The organism is Lachnoanaerobaculum sp., assembly GCF_057250505.1.
Map to the genome: position 1 here is coordinate 118,542 of NZ_DBHIEQ010000004.1, position 10,342 is coordinate 128,883.

At 37.8% G+C, this 10,342-nt stretch carries 10 protein-coding genes; 1 reads left to right on the forward strand and 9 read right to left on the reverse strand.

Annotated features, from left to right (window positions below; translation table 11 throughout):
- The 3 genes from ACO6FI_RS03210 to ACO6FI_RS03220 form a co-directional block, all read right to left on the reverse strand.
- Positions 1 to 1,231 (reverse strand): single-stranded-DNA-specific exonuclease RecJ (locus ACO6FI_RS03210; protein WP_485456079.1); only part of this gene is annotated, 1,231 nt, incomplete at its 3' end.
- A 21-nt stretch (positions 1,232 to 1,252) separates the two neighbouring features.
- The gene (locus ACO6FI_RS03215; RefSeq protein ID WP_314610258.1) at positions 1,253 to 1,531 is read right to left on the reverse strand and encodes a barstar family protein; all 279 of its coding nucleotides are present in this window, start codon (positions 1,529 to 1,531) and stop codon (positions 1,253 to 1,255) included.
- A gap of 9 nt (positions 1,532 to 1,540) precedes the next feature.
- Positions 1,541 to 2,257: a ribonuclease domain-containing protein gene (locus tag ACO6FI_RS03220; protein ID WP_485456080.1), complete on the reverse strand. Its 717-nt coding sequence runs from the start codon at positions 2,255 to 2,257 to the stop codon at positions 1,541 to 1,543.
- 139 nt (positions 2,258 to 2,396) lie between these two features.
- On the opposite strand from ACO6FI_RS03220, the gene ACO6FI_RS03225 reads away from it, so the two are divergent.
- Positions 2,397 to 3,227, forward strand: coding sequence for an MBL fold metallo-hydrolase (locus ACO6FI_RS03225; protein WP_485456081.1), 831 nt, complete (start codon positions 2,397 to 2,399; stop codon positions 3,225 to 3,227).
- 38 nt (positions 3,228 to 3,265) lie between these two features.
- Here ACO6FI_RS03225 and brnQ read toward each other — a convergent pair whose 3' ends face one another.
- The 6 genes from brnQ to ACO6FI_RS03255 form a co-directional block, all read right to left on the reverse strand.
- Complete coding sequence (gene brnQ, locus ACO6FI_RS03230) at positions 3,266 to 4,582, reverse strand: branched-chain amino acid transport system II carrier protein (protein ID WP_485456082.1); 1,317 nt, start codon at positions 4,580 to 4,582, stop codon at positions 3,266 to 3,268.
- Positions 4,579 to 5,031 (reverse strand): NanQ anomerase/TabA/YiaL family protein, encoded by a 453-nt coding sequence (locus tag ACO6FI_RS03235; protein WP_485456083.1) that lies wholly within the window; start codon positions 5,029 to 5,031, stop codon positions 4,579 to 4,581. Before ACO6FI_RS03235 ends, brnQ begins: the two co-directional genes overlap by 4 nt.
- A 9-nt stretch (positions 5,032 to 5,040) precedes the next feature.
- Positions 5,041 to 6,336 carry a DUF4026 domain-containing protein gene (locus ACO6FI_RS03240; RefSeq protein WP_485456084.1) on the reverse strand — a complete coding sequence of 432 codons (1,296 nt, stop codon included), beginning with the start codon at positions 6,334 to 6,336 and terminating at the stop codon, positions 5,041 to 5,043.
- The gene (locus ACO6FI_RS03245) at positions 6,336 to 7,844 is read right to left on the reverse strand and encodes a tetratricopeptide repeat protein (RefSeq protein ID WP_485456085.1); all 1,509 of its coding nucleotides are present in this window, start codon (positions 7,842 to 7,844) and stop codon (positions 6,336 to 6,338) included. Before ACO6FI_RS03245 ends, ACO6FI_RS03240 begins: the two co-directional genes overlap by 1 nt.
- A gap of 174 nt (positions 7,845 to 8,018) precedes the next feature.
- The gene (locus ACO6FI_RS03250; RefSeq protein ID WP_485456086.1) at positions 8,019 to 9,410 is read right to left on the reverse strand and encodes a GntP family permease; all 1,392 of its coding nucleotides are present in this window, start codon (positions 9,408 to 9,410) and stop codon (positions 8,019 to 8,021) included.
- A gap of 239 nt (positions 9,411 to 9,649) precedes the next feature.
- Positions 9,650 to 10,093 carry a Dps family protein gene (locus tag ACO6FI_RS03255; RefSeq protein WP_485456087.1) on the reverse strand — a complete coding sequence of 148 codons (444 nt, stop codon included), beginning with the start codon at positions 10,091 to 10,093 and terminating at the stop codon, positions 9,650 to 9,652.
- Positions 10,094 to 10,342: the final 249 nt, after the last annotated feature.

Here is a 10,342-nt window from a genome sequence, read left to right on the forward strand (position 1 = left end):
CTTCAAACATGTTGTAGCTTTCTATCGACCTTCCCGACCCCTTTATCATGCCGTCTTCACCGAAGGCATCTGTAAGTATAATCGTAGGCTTTCCAAGCGCTTCTCTCACCCTGCCTGCTATAATTCCGGCAATGGACTCGTGGCAATTTTCAAGATATATCACCAATATATCATCATCTGCATATTCTCTTTCCGCCAGTTCTACGGCCACTTTTACATTCATGGCTGTGAGATCCTTTCTCTCATCGTTCAGCTCTTTCAGATGCATTGCGTACTCATTTGCCTCATCACTGCTTTCTGACATAAACATATTTAAGGCAACAAGCGCATTTTCAAGTCTTCCTCCTGCATTCAGACAAGGCCCTATCACAAATCCGATACTGTAAGCACTGATTTTTTTGCCTTCCATACCTGTAGCCTTTATAAGCGCCCTCAGCCCTAAGTTGTTTGTATTCATCAGGCTTTTTAAACCGTGTTTTACAAGTACTCTGTTCTCGTCTACAAGCGGCATAACATCACCTATTGTCGCAATGGCCGCCACCTCCAAAAGATCACTGAGTTCACCGTCTTCATACATCTTTTTACCGTACAGTCTTTCATACATATATTCCATAAGCTTATATGCTACCAGCGCCCCGCAAATACTTTTGAAAGGATACTTACATTCACTTCTTTTAGGATTTATTACCACATCGGCTACAGGCAGATAATCCTTACCGTCTTCCTGATACACCTCATGATGGTCCGTGATAATGACCTTTATTCCAAGTTTTCTTGCAAGTTCCATCTGAGAATGTGCCGCAATACCGTTGTCACAGGTGATAATCATAGAGATTTTATCATTTGCCGCTTCATTTATTATATTGTCATTGATACCGTAGCCGTCCTTTATTCTGTCAGGTATCCTTACATCTACATTCGCACCGAATCGCTTCAAAGACTTTACCAATATATACGAAGAACAGACTCCGTCTATATCATAATCTCCCACAACTCTTATCTTATTTCCCTTTTTTATCTCACTCATGATTTCACTATATGCATCTTCCACACCGTATAAGCTGCCTGCGTCATGCATCAAACTTAAATCACTCTTAAGATACAGTGAAAAATCCTCTTCCTTTATATCCCTGTTTATTATTATTCTCGCTAAAACAGGTGAAATATGAAAGCGAGCCGATATTTTTTCAAAATCAGCTCGCTTTGTATATAGCATCCACTTTGACTCCATTTACTCTCCATTCTAAATATACTACTCAGGCTTCTTTTTCTTAACCTTTGTCTTTATTATAGCCAAATGTGTATTTGCAGCTACCGCATCACTGAATACTGCAAGCACCGCTCTTTGAAGTTCATTATCCGCATCGTATTTTATGTCAACAGCCGTGTCGGTACTTATATCAGTCAAACAGTCAAATAAAGCATCCAGATTTTCTCCGTAGTAATCCGGAAACTTCATTTTCTTTTTCAAGTAACTGTGTAATTCTTCCTTTTTACTAAACTTATCCAATTTTAAAGTAATATTATTCATAATCTTTCCCTAATACAATTGTTCAAAAGTTTTGTAGTGGTCTTCAGTATAAAAAACCAGACCGTCATTTGAATATATCAGTCTTTTCGGACCTCTATATCCTCCGTCATAGTCAATATCACATTCAAAATACCTTCTTCCGCTTGCCCTCGGCAAGTTTCCCTCATAATTTCCGAAGGCACTGCCTCCGATGCTCATTCCGGGAAGCACATCCGAAAGATTTCCTTTTTCAGGGTCCCAACCCATCTCCTGAGCCTGTGCCTTTGTGATATAGTTTACAGGAAGCTTTTTGTAGGTGTGAATATAAAGTGCAACATCGTCCTTTGAAGTATAGTTGCCGTTTTCTTCTACAGATGCCTCCCTGCTTTCGGCAGTCTCAGACTCTTTTGTACTCTCACTTTCAGGGCTTGTCTCTTCAGCCGTTTCGCTGCTTGACTCCTGACTTTGTTTTTTGTTTTTTTTATGTTTTTTAGATTTATTATTTTTTTGTTTATGTTTTTTTTGACTCTGTGTTCCGGTTATCTCTTCACTATGCTTTGTCGTACTCTCATCCGAAATACTTTTGCTTTGAGTACTTTCCGCACTTGAAAAACTCTCAGCACTGATACTTTTGTTTTCCTGCCTTGTACACGCACCAAGCGCAAACATTAAGCCCAAAATAATTATAGGAATCCACCAAAGAAGCTTCTTTAACAGACTCCCGTTTTCTTTATTTTTATTTGTCATCTTCCTACCTCACATTCTCACCATTATACGAAATAGCAATGTTCTTCGCAACAAAAAATTATATTAAGTTTGACCAAGCAGACTATATTTTGTATAATACGGTTTGAAACAACTAAAATATGATAAGGTATGGTTATTTATGAAAATATATATATTACAAACAGGAGAGGTGGAAATATCACCGTCTCTCACATATAAGGGCAATGATAAGTTCAATCCGCAAACATACGGACTGTTTCTAAAAGATACCGACAGAGTAAATATTCCTGTTTTGTCTTTTCTTATTCAGACAGGAAAGAAGAATATACTTGTAGATACAGGTATCAAAAAAGAGCTTGAATCGGATACTCCGCTTAGCCTAAAAAAGCAAATCAGTGAAATCAAGGCACCTCTTACCTGTGCTTCCACACGCTTTCATCTGAAAAAGGATTCTTCACTGCTTTCAAGGCTTGAAGCAATCAATCTTTCACCAAAGGATATAGACTGTGTATTGCTTACCCATCTTGACTTTGAAAATGTAAGCGGAGTTGCAGATCTGTCATCAGATACCAAGATTTTGGTTTCAAGAGATGAGGCCAAGGCTGCTGTAAAAAATCCATTAAGATATTCCAGAAGTTGGTGGAAAAATGCCGATATTTCCATATTTGATTGGAACCAAAAAGAAGGTCCTTTTGAAAAATCATTTGATTTACTTGGTGACGGCTCCACAAAGCTTATAAAGCTTTACGGTCACTCAGCAGGTATGTTCGGAGTAAAGGTAACATCGGAGAACAATAAATTTACACTGCTTTATGCGGATGCCGGCTATGGCGAGCTTGCCTGGAAAGAGCTTACACCGCCTGCAATCAGTGTGGATAAAGAGGCTTCCATGCGTTCTCTTGAATGGGTGCGAACGGAGTCAATGGACAAAAATTGTGCTTACAGTCTTGCCTCACATGAGTCCACATCTCTAAAAGTTTTAAGGTTCTAAAAATCGGCTGTTATAAGTCCCTACTTATAACAGCCGTTTTATATTTCAAAGCTTTCGCCCTTTATTTTATCTCTTAATAATAACGATATGATTATTCCCGAAACCGCAATATTCACCCAGACAAATCCCAAACTTCCGCCTATAAACATTGACATAAATGAATTTATCATCTTTATATTAAAGACATCTCCAATCACTTCTATAAAAACCGTTACCGCCGTTAAAATAATTGTAAACTTCATACCGACATTGGACATACTTATAAATTTATTTAATATAACTATAAGTACTATAACTATTGTAACAGGGTACAGGATATTAAGCACAGGTACGGAAATCTTTATAATAGTATTGAGTCCGAAGTTTGACATTGCAAAGCCTGTAAGAGTAAATATATTTACATACGACTTATAGCCGAACCTTTTGAATGTGTCTGCAAAAAATTCGGAAGTAACCACGATAAGACCTACAGTAGTAGTAAAACAGGTAAGTATTGTCATCGCTCCTAGGAAAGCCTGTCCGAAACTTCCGAAAAGCTTATATGAACTCATAGAAAGTATATATGTACCTATATTGATGCTCTTATCAGATAAAACTTCATTCGGAACACTGAACTTATTTCCCAAAGCCCCAAGTCCGATATATAAGCTGCTAAAGAGTATAGTTGTAACAATTCCTACTATTGCCATTATACTCATATACTCTTTTTTTGATGAGAATCCGAATGTCTTTATCCCTGAAGTGGCAATCAGACAAAAACTTACAGAAGCCAGCGCGTCCAAAGTATTATATCCGTCAAAAAATCCTGTCTTTAGCGCTGTCAGGCTTCCAGCCATCTCGCCCTCACCGACGGCATGAAAGTTCAGATTTCCCACAATTATAAGTATAACTATAAGAAGCGCAAATATTGGAGTAAGCACCTTGCCTACTCTGTCCATAAGTTTTGAAGGATTAAGTGCTATAAGATATGCAAGCAGAAAATATATTGCACTGAATACAAATAAAGCAAGTCTTATATTCCCTGTCACAGGTGCAATACCTATAGAAAAAGAAGTACTTGCAGTCCTGGGTATCGCAAAGAAAGGACCTATAGCAAGGTAAAGTGCTGTCAGGTAGCCGATTGCAAAGTTTGTTCCTACCTTTATACCAAGTTCTCTTTTGTATCCGCCTTTGACCATAGTGCCTACTATCAAAGTGACTATAGCTATTCCTACACCTGACAATACAAAACCCGACATAGCGGGTACAAAGTGTTTTCCTGCCCTAAATCCAAGTTCAGCAGGGAAAATCAAATTCCCTGCTCCAAAAAAGATACCGAAGAGTAACAGCCCTATTAAAAAACCTTTTTTTATCATACTCTCACTTTTATAACCGCCTTTTTTGCACTTGCCGGTTTATCCATACAGCATCCCGGCATATGTGCATCCTCAGGTGCAACCACTATAAATTCATTCGGGTGAAGTATCACATGACCGTAAGTATCAGGCGTCTCAAAGAAAAGTACATCCTTATCAGGCTTGGCTTCCTTTACTTTAAGCCCCTCTCTGTCACAGATGCCGAAGAATTCCACACCCTCTATCAAATATTGAATATCAAAAAATTTATCATGTGCCTCAAACTTCTTTTCTTCTACCGGCAATGTGGTATATTCCTGTACATTTGCAAATACATCACCGCCATCTATCTCATACTTTCCTGCAGGTAATGAATTCAAATCATGGCTCTCCAACCAGTCATAAGCTTTCAAAAACTTCTCGTTCAGATAATTGTACTTCTTAGCCAACTTTATATTTGTAAAAAACATATTCTCTCCTTATAGTAAATAAGCAGTATTCGGATCTATGCTCATTTCATCTGTATAAATAACCCAATCTGTTACATCATTGACAGTGTATTCACCCTCATCGCCCTCTTTCATAGCCGCTACTCTATATGGCGCCTGTGTGAGCACCGCCTTAAACCCTTCTTCTGTAAACTCTAAAAGTTCAAACCAGATATGCTCAAGATTTTCATAATCAGGCTTTCCGTCCTCACTGTCTGTAGGTAATCCGACCTTTATAAGTGCTTTGTAACTTGGATTCTCCGAAATTGCCTTTTTCAAAAGTTCATATCTGTCTCTTGCCATAAACTTCATATGCTCCGTCTGTTCATTAGTATAATAATACAGCGGATTTTCAACAAGCTTTTCCTCTACATCTGAAGGCTTTGTATACTTACCGTTATTTGCATCTTCTTCGGATAAGAAAAGGAAAATAACCTGACTGTTTGTATTATGACTGTCGGCTCTGTCCGCAGGACCTCCGATTATATCGGAAGGATACTTTGCAATAGCGACATTCCAAGGAAGAGGTGCCACAACTATCTCTTTTCCGTCTATGAACTCTCCAAGGAAGATATAATCTTCTATAGCCTCATTTTGATATAATACTCTGTTTGCCACGGTATTTATCAGATAATACAGATCGTTTGCATTGTCTCTGCTTATATCCAAAAGTTCAAACTCCGAAAATCCGGTTCTGCACATACCATGTGTATGTAGCCAAACTTTATTTGTCTCATCATCAAATACAGCCTGTACCGTAAATAAACTTTCAGCATTAGGTGTAACACTTGACTTTGCAGCAAGTTTTACCCATCTTCCGCTTAAAAGTCTCTCCGCACTTTCATCTATCACCGCCAATGTATCCGGGAAAAATGCTGTTATGAGCTTTAACTGTAGATGATATGAGTCAAAATAATCTTTGTTAAACTTCATATATATGATAAATGACTTGGTCTTTTTCTCGATTTTTTCAAAGTCCTCATCATGGATCTTTTGCTTTTGTAATGAATACAGACGGTCAAATACAAAATCTTCAAAATAAAAACCTACACCGTACTCTTCGCCCTTATAATCAAGTATCATGTTACCCGACTTATCATCCTTAAGGTTGAATTCTTTAAGATTTACTCCGTCTATTTCCTGTATTCTTTCTTTGGCGCCATCAATATCCTCAACATCGACTTTATCTGAGAGCACATGCATATATGAACGCTCTTCCCACAACTCCATAGGTGCAACTTCAGGCAACTTTACCTCATTTTGCTTTTTTTTAAATAAGTTAAACATTATTCCTCCCTAAATGTTACTAATTTTGATATTTTTCTGAATGTCTTATAACCTGCAAGCTTTATATTCTTTTCTTCAAAAAAATCGCATGCCGCGCTCATTATATCCATAAAGTTTCCGAATATCAGGAAATCAAGATATCCGCATATTTTGCCTGTAGCACCCTCTAAAAAGACGATATTTCCGGTATTGCCGGTCTTCTCAAGTTCATTTAAGATATACTCAATAAGCTGATTTCTGATATTCATAACCTCAAACTCATATTCAAATGAAGCATTTTCCTGATCGGATTCTTCCAAACTGAAGCAAAAGAAACCGGCTACCACACCGTTTCTGTATAATTCATCCATTATAGGCATCTTATCAAACGGTCCGCTTGATATATACTCACTTATAAGTGAAGGCAGGCAGGTGGTTCCTGTATATATATCCTCTCTGATATCATCTCCTACGGACTGTAACCTGTATCCTGAATACATCTTCAAATACTCTTTTGCACTTATTCCAAGTCGGAATCCCTTACTTTTAGCCCTTTCTTTCAGTCCTCTGTAGTCTACACACTCCTTTAAAAAGTCTTCTTTCTCTTCATAGTCAAGTACTATATCACAGGTATCTTCAGTCGGAGCGTCAAAGTCGTCTTCATCTGCAATATCAAACTCAAAATCATTTGCCATCAAGTCTATCTCACCGAAGATATCTATAAAGAGCTGTTCTATAACCTCAAGCGGAATATCAAACTCATCGGCATAGATAACTATCTGCCTGTCATCACTGACAAAGAATCTAAGATCGCTTATATCATATCTCTCATTTTCATATACTATTTTATCTTTGATGTCTTCTTTAGCCGATATCCCGACTCTTATATCAAACAGGCCTTTTAGATTATCAGGCATTGTATCCCTTATATATTCAAGCATGAATACATTAGACTTGTCATCACCCGTTTCAAATTCGATAGTCCTGCTTTCATAAAAAATATTTATTTTTATTTTAGGGAATGCATCATGTATATGATTTGCTGTTATATTTATAACCCTTACATGAAAGATTTTACTGTTCTTATTATATTTTCTTATCTCTTTTTGTATATCTTCCCATACAAAATCCAGTTTCTGTGACATGGAGACCTCTATGACTCCGTCTGTCAGCCGGTTCACACATTCATTCATCATATCAATGGTGTCTTCATCTCCGGGCCTTGCATCCAAAGCCTGCTTAAAGTAATGTAGGGCAAGTCCGTGCTCTCCAATATAAAAATATGAGTATGCAACTCTGAAGTAAAATCTGTGATTGCCTCTAAAATACTCTTCATGCGGCAACAATAATCCCAGCGCCTGTATGAACGGCTTAGAATCGCCCGGCTCACCCAGATTATTGTATGCCTTTGCAAGCTCGGAATCCATTTCAGGGGTTCTGGCATTCTCAGGCAAAATCTCAAGCGCATCCACTACCTTTTGATATTCTTCATTGTTATTCCACTCTTTACACTGTTCAAGTAATTCCATTTTCTTTCCTTTGTCTATACAAAAGTCTATAAAACTTATCTTTTAAATTATTTATTATTTTATAAATATACCATATATACAAAACACTGTCAGCAATTAAAATAAGGCACAGACCTTGCAAAAATTTGAATTCATAAAATCTGTGCCTTAAATATCTTGTCTGTTCAGTTTTAATCAATGTAGGAAAAGGCTTAGAATCATTATCTCAATAATTCCCGTTATACCCAAAAACAGTGTACACATAGTCTGTGTCTTATATCCTTTTTCAGGTGACATCGCACCGAAGTTTGTAACAACCCAGAAGTATGAGTCGTTAGCATGTGAAACCGTCATAGCACCTGCACCTATAGCCATAGTTACAAGTGTAGCACTCATAGGACTTGCAAATCCAAGTGCCGGCAACAACGGTGCCACAATACCTGCGGTAGTTGTAAGTGCCACTGTGGATGAACCCTGTGCACTTTTTAATATTGCAGAAAGTAAGAACGGGAAAAGCATACCCATTGTACTTAGAATCTCTGCATGATCCTTTATAAAGTTGACCATATCCGAAGATGCTATAACCTTACCGAGTACACCGCCTGCAGCAGTCACAAACAGTATAGGACCCACAGTCTTTAATGTCTCATTGGTTATATTGTAAAATTCATTCATCTTGCCGGTTCCGTTAAGCTGTAATACTCCAAAGACCGTACCGACAGCCAGAGCTATAATAGGTGTTCCAAGGAACTTTAAAACATCCGCTCCCATACCGTTCATCTTCATCATTGAAACTATAGATGCAACAGCCATAAGGAGTACAGGTACTACGATAGGTGCCAAAGACATCACTCCGCTTGGAAGCTTTCCGTACTCTGCAATGAGCTCTTCGTATGTTTTTGTAATCTCACTTGAATCCGCTTCATCGTCTGACTTTACCTTCTTACCTATATACTTGGCGTAGAAAAATCCTGCAATCAAAGGGAATATTGAACATACCGCACCCATTCCCATTACAAGCAAAAGATTATCTCCTATTCCAAGTGTTGAAGCTGCCGCTATAGGTCCAGGTGTAGGCGGTATAAATACATGTGATATGTATAAACCTGCCGAAAGTCCTACAGTCATAGCTACGGATGACTCTGCCGTTCTCTTTACCAAAGCCTTTCTTATAGGATTTAGAATAACAAATCCTGAATCGCAAAATACAGGAATTGAAACAACCCAACCCATAAGTTCTACCGCCAGCACAGGATTGTTCTTTCCGACCAGCTTGATAATCATATCCGCCAGCTTAAAAGCCGCACCGGTCTTTTCAAGTATGGTTCCTATCAATGCACCAAGTATGATAACAATACCTATACTTGAGAATGTACCTGCAAATCCTGCTCCTATAACGCTTGCAAGACCTTGTATCTTCGTTCCGTCCTCCAAGGTCTTATCCACTAAAGGAATACCTGCTACAAGTCCCAAAATAAGTGATATACACATAATCGATATAAACGGATGTACACCGAACTTTGAGATGGCAACTATCATAACGATAACCGCCAAAATAAACACGAATATAAGTGGTAAACCTGTCATAACACTCCCTCCTTCTACAGACATATAAGCATAATATCTTTGTACAATTACCTTAATATTTATGCCATATTCCACTTAATAATATTGTAAACTTATTATATCACAATATGTAATAAATGCAATTCTTACAAATAAATTTATAGAAGTCATATAATATGATATATTTCTATCAAAGTTTCAAATTTCTATTAAAAAAAGCACAGCCGTTTTCAGGCTGTGCTTTGAGCATCTAACAGTGTTTAGTTTTGCGCAAATGCTTTCAACATCCACAGTGTCTTCTCATATTCTTTCAAATAACCTGTGAAGATATCTGCGGTAACCACATCACCTTCTTTATCAGCCAGCTCTACAAGCTCCTTTGAATCATGTACCCAGTACTCAACATCAACAGTAAGGATACGAACCGCCTCCGCTATATCAATAGCGCCGTCAGGAAGCTCCTTAACCTTGGTAATCTCCAAAGCTTTCTTTAAGTTGGCAACCGGAAGTTCACCCATTGCAAGGATTCTCTCCGCCACCTCGTCAATAATATCCGCTGTCTGATCGTAATATTCCTCTAATTTTGCATGAAGGGTAAAAAAGCCGTTTCCCTTCAAATTCCAATGCATATTGTGCAGCTTAATATACATAATCTCCTGATTGGCCAAATAAGCATTCATCTTTGCCAGTAATTCCTGTTTCATAAAATCTTCCTTTCTGTAAAACCTTACAAATCACAATCTACTATGCAAGCTCTTCTATCGACCCCAACTTCCAAACTCGGCACAAATGTTGCAAGTTTGGAACTGACAACCTCATCAAGAGACATATGTATTATATCATATTCATTTGTTTAATCAATACTTCTACAATGTATACATTTTCATTTATTTATATTCCTAGGGTGAAAAGTTTATTTCCACAACCCCTATGTTAAAGTTGCGTTTAGTCTT